This is a genomic window from Bacillus cereus group sp. BfR-BA-01492 (assembly GCF_022662815.1).
Taxonomy (GTDB): domain Bacteria; phylum Bacillota; class Bacilli; order Bacillales; family Bacillaceae_G; genus Bacillus_A; species Bacillus_A cereus_BD.
The window spans coordinates 36,206-56,215 of the sequence record NZ_JAKUEH010000012.1 but is presented as its reverse complement, the minus strand read 5'-3'; the positions used below and the strand labels follow the sequence as shown (position 1 = coordinate 56,215).

The following is a 20,010-nucleotide window of genomic DNA, read 5'->3' as shown; positions in this document are numbered from 1 at the left end:
CTACTTCTTTATTTTGCTTCCTTCTTATATTCTTTCTTCGTTCCATCAGAGAAGACAACTTCTAATTCGAATTTTTGATAATCTTTATCGAGTTGGAAGACGTCGACTACTTGGTCAATCACTTCTTGATCTGGTGTGTTTTTATCAAATGTTAGCTTTTTAAGAAGTGGGCTTAACTTTGCAATTGCTTCATCGCTAGTTAAGTTTACATTAGCTTTATGGTCTTCAATTTTTGCTTCCATTTTTTGATCAGCAGATTTATGTTTATAGTCAGCTTCATAATCTTTTTTTGTATCTTGGTAGTCAACATCTAAATCGAATTCATTAAAGTTAAGCTTTAAATCAGCAGATGTTTCATTCTTTGCTTCTTCCGTTGTTTTCTTGTTAGAAGTCGTATCTTCTTTTGCTGGTGCGTTACACCCTGTTAATGCAGGTATTAACATAAGAGCTAATAAAGCTGAAAGTAAAATTCTCATGATATCTTCCTCCTTAGTATAGCTTCCTTCTATACAATTTTTCCCTAAATGCCCTTAATTATGTATCAATTAGAAAGATATTTTCTATGTAATAGGTAGAAGACTTCGCAAATTAAATCAAAAAATGATTTGGATGTATGTGGTAAATTGGAAATGTAAGGAGGCGCGGATATGTATGATGAATATAGTAGTTTAGTCAAAAAAGCAATTGCGTATATAGAAAATCATTTAGAAGAAGAATTGACAATTGCAAAAGTCGCTTCGTATAGTGCGATATCTATGTATCACTTTCATCGTATTTTTCAAAGTAATTTGGGAATGAGTGTAACAGATTATATTCGAAAAAGAAGACTTACATATGCTGCACAAGCTTTAGTAACGACAAATAGACCGATTCTTGATATTGCACTGCAATATGGTTTTTCTTCACAAGAGGCATTTACTAGAGCGTTTAAAAGAATGTATCATTTGCCACCGAAAAAATACCGTAACTATTTTCAATCATTTTATATAGAAAGAGGGGAAATTTCAATGCAAAAAGGTTTACCGAAAGGATGGGTATTGAGCGGAAGTCACCCTACAGAATATGAAATGGGCTTAGATTATAAAACAGTTCACCAAGGAAAAGTATCAGCTTATATTCAAGCAAAAGAAGGTGTGACCCATGGCGGATTTACGACGCTAATGCAAATGTTTAAAGCGGATAAATATAAAGGAAAGCGCTTGCGGTTAACAGCGTTTATCAAAAGTGAAAATGTGAAAGATTGGGCAGGGCTATGGATGCGTGTAGATGGGAAAGATACAGAACCACTAGCTATGGATAATATGCAAAATCGTCCTATAAAACATACTACAAGTTGGCAACCTTATTCAGTTGTACTCGATGTAAAAGAAGAAGCAATTGGGATTGCATTTGGTATTTTGTTGTCAGGGGAAGGATGTATATGGGCAGATAGTTTTCGGTTAGATGAAGTAGATGAAAAGGTACCGTCGACAGATTTGACAGAAAGTTTCTATGAAACCCTCTCCAGTGAACCAATGAATTTGCAATTTGAAGAGATAGAAGAATAGCAGAGGTGAAAATGAATATATGTGGAAGCTGTTATTCTATTCAATAGCAGAATTGTTCAAAGTAGAAACGCCTATTTATTTTTTTATATGGTTTTTCGTGCTTTTCATTGCGATGGTTATATGTGAAATGATGGATACAACAGGAAAGAAATATTCATTTTCATATGCCCTCTTCAAAGTCACGATAGAATCGTTCCTGTCACTTATTATTTGTCTCGGTATTAGTCTTTTATTATTCCGCATGATGCACTTCATTTTCCCGAATCAAGTGACACCTTATGATGCGAAGTATGGAAGATGGCTAGCATTTATTATATTAACTTTAGTTTTCATACTTGGATGGATTGTAAAAGTAACAAAGAAAAAAACGAGAATATGGTTGAAGCCAATAGGGGTTCTTGCGCAATTTTTCTTTTTTAGTATTAGCATATGGATAGCAAATGCTATATTTCAACCAACGTTACATATGAGCATGTTCGTTATGATTCTGTTTAGTTGCGTATTAACCGTATTTCAGTTCATTGGTTGCTTATACGAATATCAATCTTACTAATTTACAGGAAATGAATTGACAATAATTAGAAAAAAGTATATTCTGAATGTAAGTGATCACTTGCATAAGGAAGAGAGGATTGTATGGCGCGCTCAAAGACAGCAGAAAAAATTATTCAAGCAGCAATTGAATTAGTGAAAGAAAGAGGATATACAGCAGCGACAACGAAAGAAATTGCAATGCGTGCTGGTGTCAATGAAGTGACAATCTTTCGTAATTTTAAAAATAAGAAAGGGGTCATTGAAGCAGCCGTTGCTGAATTTTCATATGTGCCGCATTTAAAACATTTTTTACAAACAGGAATTGTATGGGAATTAGAGACAGACTTAAAAAACTTAGCAAGGCATTATCATCAATTTTTGAATGAAGTGAAAGATATCATTGCGATCGGTATTCGTGAAACAGGTGCGTTTCCGGAGTTAGATGATGAAATCGCTAAAATACCGAAAGGTTTAAAGGAAGAATTAATGATTTATTTTGCAGAAATGCAGAAAAAGGGAAAAGTCATTGATACGAATATTGAAGCACAAGTCATGAATTTTATATGGATTAACTTTGGATATTTTCTCTCTAAAATGCGTTTTGAAAATCGCTTGATGGAGATGAATGATGAAGATTTTATTGAAAATAATATAACTTTATATGCTAGGGCATTAAAACCCTAGTATTTATTTAAAATAAAATGCAAGTATGTACTTGCTTGCTAAAAGGAGTTAAGAAAATGAATACGATGAAACAATTTTTAAGAATACCAGGTACGTATATAGGGATTGTAGTAGCTTTAGCATTCCAGCTCATTTTCTTTTGTATTTGGCTAACAGCTTATGATGGAGTTAATGAAAGAGCAGATAAACTGAAAATTGCGATTGTAAACCAAGATACGAGTATGGAAAGTAAAATAGGAGACGGTTTACAGAAAAGTTTACCTTTTCAAGTGACAAAAGAGAAGTCTATGGAAAAGGCAAAAGAAGAAATGGATCAGTATGCATACGATATGATTATTGAAATTCCAGCCTCTTTTTCAAAGGATATAAGCGAAAAAGGTAAAACAGATTTAAACTTTCATATTAACCAAGCAAGCTCGATGATGGCAAAGCAGATGATGGAAAGCATAGCAAAACAAGTTCATAGTAATGTAAATAAAGAAATTGCAAACAATAAACAACAAGCTATTGCAGGAAAGTTACAAGCTGTAGGGCCAGAAAGCATTGAAATGCTAAAGGGGCTAACAAAAGAATCAGTTGGACTTAAAGTGCATAAAGTAAATGATGCAAAAGGGTTTTCTGTAAATATGGTGCCGCTTATGATTGTGTTAGCTTCATTCGTTGGAGCAATGATTATGAGTATGGAATTATCGAAAGTGGCAAAACAAGTCGGAAGAGATTGGAGAAATTTTCTTTCAAGACAAGTGATTAACGGTGTAGTATCTATTCTACTTGCATGTATTACCATTGGCTTAATGAAAATTTTTCACGTTGGAACCCAAGAAACGATCGGAAATGTATGGCTATTCCAAACCATTGTCTTTTTTGCTTTCCTATCATTAACGCAAATGTTTCTTACTCTATTCGGAAATGCAGGTATGATTTTTAATATTATATCACTCTCGTTGCAACTTGTAAGTTCTGGTGTAATGGTCCCGCAGGCTATGTTATCCAAAACATATCAAACAATCGGAGAATTATTTCCCGCAACTTATGCTGCGAAGGGTTATTTCGCAATAATATTTGGTGGTGGGAATTTAAGTGAAAATATTATTTCTCTATTATTTATAATTGCGATTACACAAATTGTAGCACTAAGTGTAGTAGGGGTATCATTTGTATTAAAGAGAGAAAGGGCTGTAGGAACAGAAGCGTAATAAAAAAAGGTATCCGACGAACGGATACCTTTCTATTCTTCATGGACAACTTTTATGCTTCTTCAGTAGATGTAACAGCTAAACTCTTATTAAAAATCAAAATGATCAGGATCTGGACCAACGCGATGATTTTCATTTAAAGATTGAATTGTTTTCATATCTTCAGAGCTTAATTCGAAATCAAAAATATTTGCGTTTTCGATGATGCGGTGTTCTTTAATTGATTTTGGGATAGTTACCACTGCATTTTGAAGATCCCAACGTAAAATAATTTGTGCTGTTGATTTATTGTACTTTTTTGCAATCTCTTGCAATGTTGGATGATCAAGGAGTTGTCCTTGCATTAACGGTGACCATGCTTCTAGTTGGATATGGTTTTCTTTACAAAAAGCATGTAATTCTTCTTGTGTTAAGCGAGGGTGATATTCAACTTGGTTCACCATCGGTTTAATTTCTGCAATTTCGAATATATCTTGTAAGTGATGAATGTGGAAATTACTTACACCAATCGCACGAACGCGGCCATCTGTATAAAGTTTTTCTAATGCTTTCCACGTTTCGGTATATTTTCCTTGTACAGGCCAGTGAACTAAATATAAGTCTAAATACTCTAAACCTAATTTTTGTAAGGAAGTTTCGAACGCTTGTAATGTCGATTCATATCCTTGATCGCTATTCCATACTTTTGATGTAATAAATAGCTCTTCACGAGGAACGCCGGACTCACGAATTGCTTGTCCCACACCTTCTTCGTTCTTATAAATAGCAGCTGTATCAATGCTACGGTACCCGTTTTTGATAGCAGCTTTTACAGAATCAATTACTTCTGTGCCATCTTCCACTTTAAATACTCCTAAACCAAACCAAGGTATTTTTACCCCGTTATGTAATGTAGTGTAATCTTGTAAACTTGTAATTTTCATATTAGTTCCCCCTTGCCTTTTTATTTGTAGCTTCAATTGCTTGCTGAATGATTTCGGAAAAATGATGTTCATAGAGCACTTTTAAGCCTTCCGCAGTTGAACCACCAGGTGTGGTCACTTGTTCCTGAAGAAGTGCTGGATTTTGTGCTTGCTCAAGCATCGTAGCTGAGCCGGCAATCATTTGAATAACAAGGTGATGTGCTGTTGTTTCATCAATACCATAACTTTTCGTAGCTGCAATTAGACTTTCTGCAAAGTGGTAAAGAAATGCTGGTGCGCTACCAGTAACAGCGGTTAGCTGATGAATTTCTTCTTCTGTGCAAAGCTGTGATGTGCCAATTCCTTTTAAAAGAAGCTGTAATGTTTTTTTATGATTTTCATTTACGAAGTGCCCCGTCGTATACAAGCTGATAGACTGTCCAATGCTAGCGGCCGTATTTGGCATAATCCAAGCAACTGGTGTGCCTTGAGGTAATCTTTTCTCTAAGTAAGATGGTCCAATTCCAGCAGCAATGGTCACGACAAGTTGATGCGTAAGAAGAGATGCTAGTTCTGTTAATAGTTGTTCATGTGCAGCTGGTGGCATTGCTAGAACGATCGTGTCTACAGACTTGATGCATTCTTTCCAATCAGTTGTTGTTGAAATAGGATATTGTTCTTGTAATTGCTGGAGTTTTTTTGTATTGCTTCGGTTAGATACAATAATTTCTTCGATGTGTTGTTTGCTTGTCTTAAGTAAACCAGCAAAGATTGCTTCGGCCATACGTCCAGCACCAATAAATAAAATTCGCTGTTTCTTTGGCATATCCTCTAATCCTTTCTTATAAAGTAAGTTATAAAAACAATAACATTGATAAGAGAGCGTGTAAAAAGAAAAGGTCTATTAGATGAATGTAAAAATGATAGAAAAGTTTTGAGAGGAGAAGAGCATTTTTAGATTTTGTAGCCATGGTTTATGCGGAAAAATAGATAGCAAAACACCCTAAAAGTTTACTATACTTTTAGGGTGCGATAATCAATTGTGAGTTTATGCTTTTGTCATACCGAGTAAAACAGCGCCACCAATAATGAGAACACTGCCTAATGCGATAAATACCATTTGGCGTTTTGTTTTTTTCTCACCTAAAAAGACAATTGCACCAAATGTAGAGATAACAATACCTGTTTGTGATAATGGGAAACTTGTTGCGACTCCAACTTTTGGTAATGAAAGAAGTAAGAATAAGTTTCCTGTTCCCCAAAGTATACCAGATATTGTATTGCGAATTGCATATTTATTAAATGGTTTATGTTTAGATGTCAGTATGATTGCTCCAACAAACATACCAACCGCTTGTGGTAAAATAGCTGACCAACCATCAATGTTATACCAGCGAATAATAATTACATATACAAGATAGCCGAAAGTAGAAATAATTAAAGTGAAAAGTCCTTTTTTTAATTGTCCTGGTGGCTGTGCATTTTCTTTATCATCTAATGAAGTGAAGACAACACCAACTACAATTAAAAGAATTGCAATCGTTCCCATAATAATCGTAGTAGTAGTAGTCCACTCATGAAAAGCGATTACTCCAAAGATAGAAGTTGCAACAAGTTGCATCCCGGTTGAAATGGTTACTGTTGTCGAAACCCCTAGTCTTTCAACAGTTTTTAATTGGTTTGCTTGTCCTAAAGCCCAGAATACACCAGAGATAAAACCGACGATTAAGATTGTCATCGTTAAAGCCGGCTGAGTAAATACATACATAACAATTGCAAAGAATAGAGCGCCCATTGTCATACCAAGCGTTTGACTATAGGCACCGCCACCAGCTTTTACACTTACTAATAAGATATTCCCCCATGCAATTGCAGGAAGAAGAGCTAATAAAATGTCCATCACAAGACTCCCTTCGTTTTTACTATATCAATATAGTTGAAAGCCACTCTAAAAATTGGTAATTCTCCATTAGTAGAGTAGAAGATTACTGATCATTAAAATATAATGAAGAATTTACATTATAAATGCGTTTTCATTTCTTTGTTTTTTCAAACACCTCCATATAATAACAGGAAAGCCCTCATTTTAGAAAGTGAATTCAAATAAAATGTATATTTTTATAAATGGGAAAATTTCGTTATTGTTTCACGATAAAAAAGATCCCAAATTGGGATCTTTTGAGGGGAATAGGGAAATAAATTTGTTAACTTTTTTAACAACAAGATGTGGGGGGACAATCCACTTCTTGAGGGGGTATCTCATGTATTCATTATATGAGATGTGATTGGGAGCAACTATCGAATTAGCTTACAAGAAGATTACATTTTTGTAAGATACGCATTTCCTCGTTTTACAAAATAATTTATTTTTCGGGAAATAAAAAAGCAGCTTTTTGTCGAAAGCTGCTTTAAAAAGTAATTCGTTTATTAATGAATTGCATGCACAATAAGAAAATGAGCGACATACTAACTGTTATGATAACAAGTGTCCAAGCAAGGGACATATTACTTGCATCAATTGCCATATAAATGGCTGTTGGAATCGTTTGTGTTTTACCAGGAATGTTTCCTGCAAACATGAGTGTTGCACCAAATTCTCCTAATGCTCGTACGAAACTTAAAATCATTCCGCTAAGTAATGCAGGGAATGCAAGTGGTAGTGTGACGTGTAAAAAGACTTGATATTCACTTGCTCCGAGGTCACGGGCCCCGTCTTCAATTTGTTCATTTGCAATAGAGAAACCTGTTTTTGCCGATTGGTACATAAGCGGAAATGAAACAACTGTTGAGGCAATGACTGCTGCCCATGATGTAAACATAATCGATTGTTGAAATAATGTTTCAATCCATTGCCCAATCGGGCTATGATTTCCAAAAATAATGATGAGAAAGAACCCAATCACAGTTGGCGGAAGCACCATCGGCAATAGAAAAATGGTTTCTAATAACACTTTATAACGCGAAGAGGAGCGTGCTAATATTCGACCAATAATTGTACCGAAAATCATAGAAATAATAGTAGCGAGTGCAGCGACTCGTAAAGAAAGAAAAACAGGCGGCCAAAGTGTATCAAATGTCATAGTAGTTAAGGTAAGGTTGTAAATCCATACTTTTTAAAGATTGTTTGTGCATCTTTCGATTGTAAATATTCATAGAATAAAGTCGCCTCTTTTTTATGCTTAGATTCTTTTATAACTCCAACAGGATAACGAATCGGTTCATGAGAGTTAGCTGGCGCTACAGCAGCTATTTTTACTTTATCTGAAATGAGAGCATCTGTTTTATATACAATACCAGCATCTACATTTCCAGTCTCTACATATGTTAATACTTGACGAACGTCTTTTGTAGGTACAATTTTGTCTTGAAGATCATTCCATAAGTTTTCGTGTGTAAGAAGAGCTTTTGCGTACTTTCCGGCCGGTACAGATTCAGGTGTACCAATTGCTAGTTTTTTCACTTTCTCTTCTTTCAATTCTTGGAATGTTTGAATAGAACTTTCTTTTGGGACGACTAATACAAGCTTATTTCCTAGAAGATCTTTTCCTTCTTTTTTATTGATAAATCCTTTCTTTACAAGCGTTTGAAATTTATCTTCTGCCGCAGAAAAAAATAAATCAGCAGGAGCACCTTGTTCAATTTGTTGCTGAAGTGCACCGGAACCACCAAAGTTAAATGATAGCTTTATGTTAGGTTCTTTTTGCTTATATTGTTTTTCAATTTCTTTAAAAGCATCTTGTAGACTAGCGGCTGCTGATATTGTCAGTTCAATTGTTTGTTCTTCTTTTGCATTTGTTTTCTCTTTCTTGTCTCCGTTTGCACAAGCGCTACTGAAAATAAGGAAAAATGAAAGTGTAAGTACCCCAATATACCGCAATACAAATTTGTTCATAACGTATAATCTCCTTTCCTTCTTACCATATCAATTATAACTAATTATATTTAATTATAAATAGTTATAATTAAATATAATGTGAAATAAGTCACTGTTTGAAAAAATAGGAGAAAGTTTCACTTCTTTGTTACAATAGAGTAAGAAAGTGAGGAATCGCCTATGGACCATCATTCCTACACAACGGAAGAAGTAGCGAAACAATTAAAGGTATCAAAGTTAACCGTATACGACTTAATAAAAAAAGGAGAGCTTCCTTCTTATAGAGTCGGCAGGCAAATGCGTATTGATGCGGGGGATTTAGAACAATATATTAGACAGATGAAGACAGGAACGTTACAAACATCCTTTGTAAAAGTAGAGAACAAAAGTGCAGAGCACTGTGTAATTAGCGGACAAGAATTAACGTTAGATATGCTAGCAAAACATATAGAAAATCGAATGCCAAATTCTAATATACTTCGAGCGTATCAAGGTAGTTTAGCAAGTTTAATCAAAATGTATCATGGGGAACGAAGCGTTGTTAGTCTACACTTATTTGATGGAGATACAAAAGAATATAATATTCCATATGTAAAACGAATTTTAGTTGGACAGCCTTGTGTTGTCATCAATTTATTAGCAAGAAATGTTGGATTTTATGTTCAAAAAGGAAATCCAAATGAAATACAAAATTGGAGTGACTTAGTTAAACCGTCTATACAATTTGTAAACCGCGAAAAAGGATCAGGAATTCGTGTATTAGTAGATGAGCAACTTCGCATTCAAAGCTTAAGCAAGGAACATGTTCAAGGATATGAATGGGAAGAATCAAACCATTTTGGTGTTGCTTCGCAAATTGCTAGCGGGAAAGCTAATGTTGGTGTAGGGGCAGAAAAAGTAGCGCAAATTGTAAATGTAGACTTTATTCCACTTATGAAAGAACAATATGACTTAGTCATTTTGAAAAACAAGGGGAATGAACAATTAATTGAAGCGGTAAAAGATATTTTGCAATCTATAGAATTTCAAAATGAATTGCTAGCAATTGGTGGTTACGATGTAAGGAAAACAGGTCAAATTATATATGAAACAAACTAAAAAAGTTGCGTGCCTATAGGGTGCACAGCTTTTTTCTATATATGTTAGGAAAGATATTGCAGGGGGATACATACATGTCTCTTTCCTTCTTTGTTTCATATAGATCCGCTTTTTTGAAATTGATACCTAATTTTATTATCAACTATTAAAAGTTAGTGTTATAATGGTTTTAAAAGTGAAGTTCAATTTGGAAGGCGAGAAAGGAACGAACGAAATGTATAAACCAATTACATGTTTGTTGAAATATATATTTAAGACTGTTGGAAAAGTAGAAGTACAAGGGAAAGAGAAATTACCGAAAGAAGGACCGTATGTCGTAGCATGTACGCATACAAGTTTTATGGATGTGTTAATGTTAGCAACAGGAATGTATCCGACGGAAATCCATTACATGGCCAAAAAGGAGTTATTTGAAAAAAAGTTTTTGAACTGGTTTTTTAAGAATGTAAATGCTTTTCCTGTGGATCGAGCAAATCCAGGGCCAAGTACATTGAAAATCCCATCGCGCTTATTAAAAGAAGGAAAAGTCGTTGGGATTTTTCCAAGTGGAACAAGATCTACAGAAGATGTCTCTTTAAAAGCTGGTGCTGTAACAATTGCGATGCGTTCTCGTGTGCCGTTAGTACCGGCAGCATATATTGGCCCGACAAGTATAAAAGAATTGATAAAAGGTAAGAGAGCACAACTTATCTTTGGAGATCCAATTCAAGTAGAGACGGAAGAAACGATGGATCGGAAAGCAATTATGCAAAAGATGACAGATCAATTAAATACGAAATTTGAAGAATTAAAGGACATGTTAATAAAGAAATAGGAAAAAACAATCGGATATAGAGAGGCCACTAAAAAAACCTACTTCATAATAAAGCAGGAGTCCATCATCTACTATATAGGTGACGGACTCCTGTTTATTTTCAACATTTTTATAAAGTGAAACTTTAATCAGTGGGGGTTTTCTTCATCCCCCACTGATTATGAGCCCTCACCAATCGGGCTGTTACGGGCAGCCCTACTCCCACCTATCTTCCTTGCTTTTCTCTGAATCTTGAGGTGGGAGTCTTACTGCCCGTTAATGCGGGATAAAAGGCGCGTTGTTTTTTTAGAGAGCACTCCCTTTTTTCAGTGTCTTTGATGTAGACGGTTATTTTTATACGAAATAGAAAAATTTTTATTTGTATATGAGAGACATATATGTAATATGTACGGATGCAGAAGAAACCTTTGTGGGAAAGCATATTTAGTAAGGGGAAGTACAGGGATGAATGTGGGTTGTGAGGGAGAATTTGAATAATTAACCAATCATTTGTTTAATCATAATTTTGTAAATAGCGTATAACAAAATGGGTGGTAAAAACCACTTCTATACCTCTAGGAGATGGTGATACAATGTCAAATGGGGGGGAGGTACGAACTATGGTTACTCAACGAATAAAAGAAATTACACTCATTACAATTGGTTCATTATTATTTGCAATCGGTATTAACTATTTTGCAATTCCAAACCGTTTGTCAGAGGGTGGAATTATCGGGTTAACGGTTGTTACGTATTATTTATTTGGATGGTCACCAGGGGTTGTGAACTTTGCTTTAAATGCAATTTTATTAGCGATCGGATATAAATTTTTTGATAAAAAAACGATGATGTATACAATTATTGGAATTGTAGAGACATCTTTATTTTTATATGTTACCGAACATATTGGACATCGAGTAAATAGCGATACATTACTAGCCGCTTTATTTGCTGGAGTGTTTGTTGGAGTTGGATTAGGATGTATGTTCCGGGCAGGAGGTACATCAGGGGGATCAGCAATTTTAGCGCAATTGGCAAATCAATATTTAGGATGGAGTGTTGGAAAAGGTGTTCTTATTATTGATATTGTTGTGATTGCTGGGTCTGTCTTTATCATCGGTCAAGAAAAGGCGATGTATACACTTGTCGCAGTCTTCATCGGAGCGAAGGTAATTGACTTCATTGTAGAAGGAATTAATACGAAAACGGCAGTGACGATTATATCGGATCAGCCAAATTTAATACGTGAGACAATTACAAAACATATGACACGTGGTGTGACCGTTCTAGAAGGACGAGGCGGATATACAGGGAAAAATAAAGAAGTATTGTATGTTGTAATTAATAAACAAGAGCTTGTTAAGTTAAAACAAGTGATTCGTGATGTAGATGAAGAAGCATTCGTCGTGATTCATGATGTACGGGATGTACTTGGCGGTGGCTTTAAAGCAAGTTAAAAAGATGAACGATTCGATTCGTTCATCTTTTTATTATTTTAATATTTGAGGCAAGTGAGCTAATAATTTTTGTTTTATTTTCTTTGCAAGTGATGGACTTTTGCCAAAGGTTGAAATGCTTATCATATAGTCATTCTTTCGAATGACTGCTGGTGTATGGAAGGAGGATTTTGTTCCATCGCTTACAACATTGACCCACTGGAAATCATGAGCAGCTCGTTTGACCATCATATTGATTTCATGATGATTCGTGGCTGCATAAATAAGATGGGCCCCTCGAAGATCCTTTTCTGTAAACTCTTTTTTCTTCCATTCAATATAGGATAACTCTTTCATTTCATCACAAATATGAGGGCTTACAATCGTGACACGGGCTCTAGTATTTTGTAAACTAGCTGCTTTTCGATAAGCGATTGTTCCGCCTCCAATAATGACAACATTCTTACCTGCAAGGTTGCACATAATTGGGTATGTTTGAAACATGTATATGTTCCTCCATTCGTTCTAGCAAAGTAAATTTCATATAAGGATCAAATTGAAGACAGTTACAAGTGCTCACGTTATCATATTTTTTTGCATACTTTTTTATCTTTTGAAGCAGTAATCCAGTAAAGAGAAGATAAGGCATAATATATACATGTTTTGCAGTAGATGCTGTTTCAGTTAACGTATCTATAAAAGAAGGTGTCCCTTTTGTTAAAAAGGTGCACGTTACAGGGATTTGTAACTTTTGTTCCACAGCTAAACCGATTTGTTTTAATTCATAGATAGGCTGAGCATCACTACTGCCTCGGCCGACGAGTAGTATTTCACTTTCTTGTATGGGTTGCATTTCACGTATTCGTTTTATTACAAGTTGAATCATGAATGGATGGATACTAAAAGGTGATGCAACTGAAAATGAAATGTGCGGATAGAGTTGTTGCATTGCTTTTATTTCAAAAGGGACATCGCGTTTATAATGAGCAGCTGCAAATAATAAAACAGGGACAACTACAATTTCAGTGGCACCTTCAGTAATTGCTTCATAAATAGCCTCTTGAACGGTTGGAGTCGTAAGTTCCAGAAATCCCACCTTTTGTATTTTCTCGTTTCGCTCCTGCATAACAGAACGAATAAAATGTTTGAATTGCTCGTTGCCCTCTTGCAGACGACTACCATGACCAATATATACGATGGCTTTCATGATACAGTCACCTCTGTTTGGTCCACTACTCTCTGTACTTGATGATCAATAGAATGAAGCCCAACTTTGTTGGCATATTGTAAAGTTGCTTCGTCCATATATGAAAATGGTAATTTCGAAATATCGTTAAAACGAAGGCGATTGATTTCTGCTAAAAATGTATCAATTGTAGCGCGGCTTTCAAAGAAAATACTATCCCATGTAAACTCAGTGAGCATACGCGCATGAATTTCATCAAAACGATTGTCAATTGTATATTCATGTGTCATCACGTAAAAACCAGCACCTATTTTGTTCTTGATGACTTCAATCCGGTTTATATTTCGCCCTAAATAAACGGTTGTTTCTGTAGAAAATGTAGCAGGTGTGCCCAGTAATCCGTACTTCATAAACATTTGCTCTGTCTTTGCATTCATATATTGAAGTTTCGCTTGTAAGGAACGAATATCTTTTCCATGTTTTGTGCACGATTGCAAGAAGATTCCCATACTTTCTGGTGAACAGAAAACAAGGCGTTCCGCTTCGAATATTTCACCGAGGTCATTTGCTGTTAAAGAATGTTCTTGCTTTTTGAAAGTAGGTATTTGGTATATTTCTGCTCCAGCTTCTCGCAGCGTTTCTGCATATTTACTTATTTTATTTGTTGCAGAGGCGAATAAAATTTTTCTTCCATGAAGAGGTTTCTGTTCTTGCCAGGCAAGTTGTTTCCGTAATGATACGACTTCCCCAACAATGGTCATGGACGGATTCGAAATGTTTTCTCTTTTTACGTCTTCCGCAATCGTAGAGAGCGTACCTGTTACTACTCGCTGCTTTCCAGTTGTACCCCATTCAATGACTGCTACAGGTGTGTCGTTTCTTTTACCAGCTTGTAATACATTTTTACAAATCATTGGTAAGTTTTTAATCCCCATATAAAAGGCAATTGTATCGCTATTTAAAAGAGCGCTGTAATCGACTTGATCACAAATTGCACCTTTTGTATGTCCAGTTAGCAAAGTTACACTATTACTGTAATCGCGATGAGTGAGAGGGATACCGGCGTACGTACCAGCGGCACTGCTGGAGGTAATCCCTGGGACGATTTCATATGAAATATGTTCTGTAGCTAAAGCAGCTGCTTCTTCACCAACACGGCCAAAGATGGAGGGGTCGCCACCTTTTAAACGAACGACAATTTTGCCTTCCTTTGCTGCTTGTATTAAAGAAGCGTTAATCATGCTTTGACGCATAATATGATTTGTTGGCATTTTTCCGCAGTATATGAGTTCGCATGTTGGCTTTGTATAGCGAAGTAAATTTGGGTTTAATAAGCGGTCATATAACACGATATCCGCCTTTTTTAAGCAGTTTATTGCTTTTTTTGTAATCAGTCCTTCATCACCAGGTCCAGCACCAATTAAATATACGTATCCGTTCATCTCTTCACCTCATCTTGTTTGATTTAAAATAAATCCCAATCTTTTGCAATTTATAAATATATATAAATGTCATCTTGAATGACTTCTACTTTATAGGTTTGAATACAACCATCATCAGGTTTTTGAACTTCACCTGTAAGTAATGAAATTTTCCAGTCGTGCAATGGACAAAAGACAAATTCACCAGAAACAATTCCTTCCGCTAATGGTCCGTTTTTATGCGGGCATCGATTTCCTACAGCGCGAATATCCCCGTTTGCAAGGCGAAATAATGCAATAGATTTGTCACCGATTCGTACTTCTTTACCAATTTGCACCGGAAGGTCTTTTGCATGCATAATTTTTATTTTCTGTTTTGTGTGTAACATATAAATCGCTCCTTATTGTACAGTTTCCACTTTATACATAGCTTGTAATGACTTTGTTTTTAGAGTTTGTCCCCAGGCTTCTTCATATGTGCTGCGGGCAGTTTGGAAACGTTCATTTAGCACAGTGACCATGTCTTCATTTTGCAGTATTTCTTTTACATGTTCTAAGCCCATTCGTTCTACCCAAGGAGCTGTTCGCTCGCCATAAATCCCTGTTTCACGATAATACTGTACATAAGCGGTTGCGATGCGTAATACATCTTCTTCCGTCGGAACAGTCATAAGAAAATCAGCTTCACGAACTTCTGTACCGCCATTACCACCGATATAAAGCTGGAAGCCGTTTTCAACACAGACAACTCCAAAGTCTTTTGTTAATGCCTCAGCACAATTACGTGGACAACCTGTAACACCCATTTTCATTTTGTGGGGTGTATCTACCATCTCTAATGATTGTTCAAGCAACATACCAAGTCCTAAGGAATCTTTTGTACCAAAGCGACAGAAACGAGAACCGACACATGATTTAACATTACGAAGGGATTTTGCATAAGCATAACCGGATGTCATATCAAGATCTGCCCAAACATTTGGTAAATCCTCTTTTTTTACACCATATAAACCAATGCGGCTTGCACCTGTTATTTTTACGAGCGGTACATCATATTTCTTTGCCACTTCTGCGATTCTCATTAAATCATCTGCGGTAGTCACACCACTGTACATGCGAGGAATAACAGAAAATGTACCATCATGCTGGATGTTGCCATTCATTCTTTCGTTCACGAAGCGTGAAGTTTTGTCATCAGCATATTCTTCTGGATTGGCCATACGTAAATAATAATTCAGTGCAGGGCGACATTTAGAGCAGCCATCTTCATGTGCGAAACCAAGGACGTTTCGTACTTCTTTTGGCGATTTTAACGCTTTCTCATGAATAGCTGCGACAACTTCATCACGTGATAAAGAGGTACACCCGCACATACCAATTGATTGAGCAGAAGGATCAAAATGATCGCCCAGTGTATGGGATAAAATTTGCTCAACGATTGGGCGGCATTTCCCACATGAACCAGCTGCTTTTGTACATCCTTTTACTTCTTCAAAAGTAGTTAACCCTTGCTCCAAAATGGCATGAACAATGGTTCCTTTTGTAACACCATTACATCCACAAACGGTATCATCAGCACTCATACTTGCAACATTAAGCCCGCTCTCTTCACCAGCTTTATGAAGAAGGGAAACGGCTGTATATTCTTGTATGTCCTCTTCTTTTTGTAACATGCGGAATAGACGTGTGCCGTCTGCAGTATCACCGTATAAGACAATCCCGACAACTTTATTGTCACGAAGGAAGACTTTCTTATAAGAACGTGTACATTCATTAAAGATAGAAATGGCTTTTGTTTGATCGTCTTCATAGATTTGTCCAGCAGAGAACAAGTCACATCCAGCTACTTTAAGTTGCGTACCAACGATGCTCCCTTTATATTTATCTGTCTGTGTATTTGTTATATGTCTTCCTAATACAATCCCTTGTTCATATAAAGGAGCTACAAGTCCGTAAGCAATCCCGTTATGTTCGGCACACTCACCAACAGCATAAATTGCGTTGTCTTCTGTTTGCATATAGTCGTTAACAACAATTCCGCGATTAACAAGTAACCCAGCGTCTTTTGCTAATTGAGTATTAGGACGTATCCCAACGGCCATTACAACTAAATCGCATGGTACAATGTCGCCATCTTCAAATTGGATACCTTCTACACGGTCTGTTCCTAAAATTTTCACGGTTTTCTTTTCCATAAGAAACTTCATACCTTGCGCTTCTAAGTCCTCACGTAATAATGACGCTGCTTTCGCATCAAGTTGTTGCTCCATTAAGTGCGGCATTAAATGAACTACATGTACATCCATTCCTAGGTCAATGAGACCTCTGGCAGCTTCAAGACCAAGTAGTCCTCCACCTATCACAACAGCTTTTTTGTATTGTTTAGCAGCATCTATCATAAATTGTGTATCTTCAATGGTGCGAAAACCTGTTACTCCCGGCAGATTTGAACCTTCAATCGGCAGAATGAAGGCACTAGAACCTGTTGCAATAATAAGTTTGTCATATGTAACAATACGCTGTTTTTCCGTAACAACCACTTGTTTTTCCCGATTAATCGTAATTACCCTTTCATTTGGGTAAAGGGTAATGTTATTTTCCTTATACCAACTATATTCATTCATGATGATATCTTTTGTAGTAGTTTTTCCTTGTAAGACGTGAGATAGCATAATGCGGTTGTAGTTTGGATGAGGTTCATCACCAAAAATAGTAATATCATAAAGATCTGGTTGTTGTTTTAAAATTTCTTCGATACATCGTATTCCAGCCATACCATTTCCGATCATGATTAAACGTTTTTTCATATTCATTTCCCCTCTTAAATGTGAAATGTTTAACAAATTTTTATACATATAGTATAGAATTTTTGGAAAATAGAGGGTGTGACATTTATCACAGTTTTTACAGGTTCACAAATTGTTAAAAATCATATAAAATCCGAATTGGATTCTTACAAAAATGTAAGAGAAATGTAATGAGATGAGATGGCAGGATCTAGTCTATCTTTTTAAAATAAATGTATAGAAAAACTGCTCATATTGTGTAGAGGAGGCATCTACTGTGCGGTGGGAAGTGTTAAAGAAAAAAATTATTATCACTATAATTGCACTGGCGGCTTTGTTAATACTCTTATCACCAACAAGACTGGGACCAGTAATTGATAAATATAATCCATTTTATAAGACGAAAGAATACTATACAGTTGTGAATGATATTGGTCAACATATCGGTGATGGATGGTATGAATATGAGTTTATTGCTTACGATGAAAAGGGAAGAGAGAAAACGATTACGAAAAAGGTTAACCGTATGTTAAAACGAAATGAACCGTTGAAGATCTTTGCAAAAGGAAGTTACGGTGAATCAATTGTAGAAATTGAACCACAAGATATCCCTGTGCAAGCTAGAACGAAGTTGTTGGCGGTGAACTAAAGACAGCCTGTCCGAATTTGGATAGGTTGTTTTTAGCTTAGAATAATGATGTACCAGGACACCTTAATTAGTGGTGGAACATTACTATTCTAAAATAGTGGAAAAAGAATGAATTTAGCTTCTGAAAAAATATATCAAAACAACAATATACTAGCAATAAAATAGGAACTTTACTATAATAGCAACGTTGCACTTTTAGGAGGTGGAAGGTTGGGAGCATATTTATTGCCCATTCAAACAGCATTTATCACATTTCCGATTGCAGGTTTTCTATTATTAATTCCTTTTCTAATTTGGCAGTATCGGAAACATGGTTATATTCATTACTTTCGCATGTTTATTTTATATTCCTTACTATTATATTGTATGGCGGCATATTATTTAGTCATTTTACCGTTTCCGAGTACATTTGATACATGTAGTATGCAGCGACTAGGAACGCAACATTATAATTTAGTACCATTTACATTTGTGAGCGATTTTCTAAAGGAAACAAAAGTGATTTGGAATCAACCAGCTACGTATCTCGCTGCATTAAAAGAGCGCAGTTTCTTACAAGCGGCATTTAACGCCATTTTATTATTACCATTAGGAGTGTATTTGCGTTATTATTTCCGACGGAATTTTATGCAAACGTTGTGTATTGTCTTTTTAACTTCTCTATTTTTTGAAATTACGCAAATCACAGGATTTTATGGTATGTATAATTGTCCATATCGCTTATTTGATGTAGATGATCTCATCTTAAATACAACGAGCGGAGTGATTGGTTTTTGGATTGCACCACTATTTGTATACTTCTTACCAGATATGCACCGCTTAGATGAAAAAATTGACTTGCAAAATAAGCCTGTTCGGATGACGCGACGTGTATTAGCTCTTTGGCTAGATTGGCTTATTCTTGGAATGGTATCAGGGCTATTAATTGGACAACAAGTTCAATTTACATCTGTCTTCCATTCTACTTCGGGATTAGATGAATTATTAAATGGCTTTTTTGTTGTATTTTGTTATTTTATCGTTATCCAATATTTCACGAATGGGAAAACATTCGGGAAATGGTTATTGCACATGCGTGTGAAGGGAAAGGGCGAGAGAATTACATGGCTAGAGTTATTGAAACGCTATGGTCTTTTATATTTCGGAATTGGCGGGATCAATTATCTGTTATTTGCAGTTGCGGTATCGAATGAAAATAAGCCAATCATTTATCTCATTATAGCAATGCTTTTCTTCATATTTAATGGTTTGCTTTTCTTACACGTTTTACTTCACATGTTTAAACGTGATAAGCGCTTATTCTATGAGAAAATAAGCGGGACATATAATGTGATTACTTTTACAAAGAAAAATAGTAACAATAATCATGGGTGACAATATTGTAAGGTGGATGTAAGGTAATTCGATAGTTGTATGTGAGAAACCTTATTATAATAAGAATAGAAAGTATCGCAATATTACTTTCTGTCTGAAGTAAGGAAGAATATTGAAAAACCAACTAACTTTTAAATAGCTCTTATCCTAATAGGGATGGAGCTATTTTTTTGAACCTTACAATATTGTAAGGTTCACGTAAGTTAATTCAATAGCTTGTTTTTTATATTTTTTGCATAATAGAAATAGATTAGGAAGATGATTCAGAAGGGAGACGACTGGGATGTGTAAAGAAGAAGTAGTGAAGGTTCCGCTGAAAGAGTACTGTAGCTACTTTATGGTTGCTATAGTATGTATTGGATTGTTTGATATAATAACAAATTTAATTGTTAAATAATATAGATATGGAATAAAAAAACCAAACATAGAAATGAAGATTTATATGTTTGATAATAAATCAATATATATATAACAAGAAAGACGCTCTTTCTTGTTTTTTTATATCCTTTCCCTAAAATCACGTATTAGAA

At 35.5% G+C, this 20,010-nt stretch carries 20 protein-coding genes; 9 read left to right on the top strand and 11 right to left on the bottom strand.

The window, feature by feature from the left end:
• Positions 1-8: 8 nt before the first annotated feature.
• Positions 9-476: a YusW family protein gene (locus tag MR063_RS15305; RefSeq protein WP_242199123.1), complete on the bottom strand. Its 468-nt coding sequence runs from the start codon at positions 474-476 to the stop codon at positions 9-11.
• A gap of 171 nt (positions 477-647) precedes the next feature.
• Here MR063_RS15305 and MR063_RS15300 point away from each other — a divergent pair, with 171 nt between their 5' ends.
• The 4 genes from MR063_RS15300 to MR063_RS15285 all read left to right on the top strand — a co-directional run bounded on the left by MR063_RS15300 (position 648) and on the right by MR063_RS15285 (position 3,961).
• Positions 648-1,547, top strand: coding sequence for a helix-turn-helix transcriptional regulator (locus tag MR063_RS15300; protein ID WP_242199120.1), 900 nt, complete (start codon positions 648-650; stop codon positions 1,545-1,547).
• Between the two features lie 19 nt (positions 1,548-1,566).
• Positions 1,567-2,100, top strand: coding sequence for a DUF5823 family protein (locus tag MR063_RS15295; RefSeq protein WP_242199118.1), 534 nt, complete (start codon positions 1,567-1,569; stop codon positions 2,098-2,100).
• 83 nt (positions 2,101-2,183) lie between these two features.
• A complete protein-coding gene (locus tag MR063_RS15290) occupies positions 2,184-2,765 on the top strand; it encodes a TetR/AcrR family transcriptional regulator (protein ID WP_242199115.1) in 582 nt (193 codons plus the stop codon).
• A 56-nt stretch (positions 2,766-2,821) separates the two neighbouring features.
• Entirely contained in the window at positions 2,822-3,961 is a 1,140-nt protein-coding gene (locus MR063_RS15285) for a YhgE/Pip domain-containing protein (RefSeq protein WP_242199113.1), read from the top strand.
• A gap of 89 nt (positions 3,962-4,050) precedes the next feature.
• Here the strand turns inward: MR063_RS15285 and MR063_RS15280 are convergent, their stop codons facing one another.
• The 5 genes from MR063_RS15280 to modA all read right to left on the bottom strand — a co-directional run bounded on the left by MR063_RS15280 (position 4,051) and on the right by modA (position 8,755).
• Positions 4,051-4,884, bottom strand: a complete 834-nt coding sequence (locus tag MR063_RS15280; protein WP_242199112.1) for an aldo/keto reductase — start codon at positions 4,882-4,884, stop codon at positions 4,051-4,053.
• 1 nt (position 4,885) lies between these two features.
• Positions 4,886-5,689 carry a pyrroline-5-carboxylate reductase gene (gene proC / locus MR063_RS15275; protein WP_242199108.1) on the bottom strand — a complete coding sequence of 268 codons (804 nt, stop codon included), beginning with the start codon at positions 5,687-5,689 and terminating at the stop codon, positions 4,886-4,888.
• 222 nt (positions 5,690-5,911) lie between these two features.
• A complete protein-coding gene (locus MR063_RS15270) occupies positions 5,912-6,763 on the bottom strand; it encodes a GRP family sugar transporter (protein WP_242199106.1) in 852 nt (283 codons plus the stop codon).
• 508 nt (positions 6,764-7,271) lie between these two features.
• The gene (gene modB / locus MR063_RS15265; protein WP_242199103.1) at positions 7,272-7,943 is read right to left on the bottom strand and encodes a molybdate ABC transporter permease subunit; all 672 of its coding nucleotides are present in this window, start codon (positions 7,941-7,943) and stop codon (positions 7,272-7,274) included.
• Positions 7,944-7,948: 5 nt separating this feature from the next.
• A complete protein-coding gene (gene modA, locus MR063_RS15260) occupies positions 7,949-8,755 on the bottom strand; it encodes a molybdate ABC transporter substrate-binding protein (RefSeq protein ID WP_242199100.1) in 807 nt (268 codons plus the stop codon).
• A 162-nt stretch (positions 8,756-8,917) separates the two neighbouring features.
• Here modA and MR063_RS15255 point away from each other — a divergent pair, with 162 nt between their 5' ends.
• The 3 genes from MR063_RS15255 to MR063_RS15245 all read left to right on the top strand — a co-directional run bounded on the left by MR063_RS15255 (position 8,918) and on the right by MR063_RS15245 (position 12,085).
• Positions 8,918-9,835 carry a helix-turn-helix transcriptional regulator gene (locus MR063_RS15255; RefSeq protein ID WP_242199099.1) on the top strand — a complete coding sequence of 306 codons (918 nt, stop codon included), beginning with the start codon at positions 8,918-8,920 and terminating at the stop codon, positions 9,833-9,835.
• 214 nt (positions 9,836-10,049) lie between these two features.
• A complete protein-coding gene (locus MR063_RS15250) occupies positions 10,050-10,649 on the top strand; it encodes a lysophospholipid acyltransferase family protein (RefSeq protein ID WP_242199196.1) in 600 nt (199 codons plus the stop codon).
• A gap of 599 nt (positions 10,650-11,248) precedes the next feature.
• Positions 11,249-12,085 (top strand): YitT family protein, encoded by an 837-nt coding sequence (locus MR063_RS15245; protein ID WP_242199097.1) that lies wholly within the window; start codon positions 11,249-11,251, stop codon positions 12,083-12,085.
• A 33-nt stretch (positions 12,086-12,118) separates the two neighbouring features.
• On the opposite strand, the gene MR063_RS15240 is transcribed toward MR063_RS15245, so the two are convergent.
• From MR063_RS15240 to nirB, 5 genes are read right to left on the bottom strand one after another with little or no spacing between them, the layout of a single operon-like run.
• Positions 12,119-12,568, bottom strand: coding sequence for a precorrin-2 dehydrogenase (locus MR063_RS15240; protein ID WP_242199095.1), 450 nt, complete (start codon positions 12,566-12,568; stop codon positions 12,119-12,121).
• On the bottom strand, positions 12,528-13,271 hold the full coding sequence (locus MR063_RS15235; protein WP_242199093.1) for a sirohydrochlorin chelatase: 744 nt from the start codon (positions 13,269-13,271) through the stop codon (positions 12,528-12,530). Before MR063_RS15235 ends, MR063_RS15240 begins: the two co-directional genes overlap by 41 nt.
• Entirely contained in the window at positions 13,268-14,692 is a 1,425-nt protein-coding gene (locus MR063_RS15230; RefSeq protein WP_242199091.1) for a uroporphyrin-III C-methyltransferase, read from the bottom strand. The genes MR063_RS15235 and MR063_RS15230 overlap by 4 nt, the downstream gene beginning before the upstream one ends.
• A 50-nt stretch (positions 14,693-14,742) precedes the next feature.
• A complete protein-coding gene (nirD, locus tag MR063_RS15225; protein ID WP_242199089.1) occupies positions 14,743-15,060 on the bottom strand; it encodes a nitrite reductase small subunit NirD in 318 nt (105 codons plus the stop codon).
• Positions 15,061-15,072: 12 nt separating this feature from the next.
• The gene (nirB, locus tag MR063_RS15220) at positions 15,073-17,478 is read right to left on the bottom strand and encodes a nitrite reductase large subunit NirB (protein ID WP_242199088.1); all 2,406 of its coding nucleotides are present in this window, start codon (positions 17,476-17,478) and stop codon (positions 15,073-15,075) included.
• A gap of 256 nt (positions 17,479-17,734) precedes the next feature.
• Between nirB and MR063_RS15215 the strand changes: the two genes are divergently transcribed.
• Complete coding sequence (locus tag MR063_RS15215) at positions 17,735-18,106, top strand: YxeA family protein (protein WP_242199086.1); 372 nt, start codon at positions 17,735-17,737, stop codon at positions 18,104-18,106.
• A gap of 210 nt (positions 18,107-18,316) precedes the next feature.
• The gene (locus tag MR063_RS15210; RefSeq protein WP_242199084.1) at positions 18,317-19,480 is read left to right on the top strand and encodes a VanZ family protein; all 1,164 of its coding nucleotides are present in this window, start codon (positions 18,317-18,319) and stop codon (positions 19,478-19,480) included.
• Positions 19,481-20,010 lie beyond the last annotated feature (530 nt).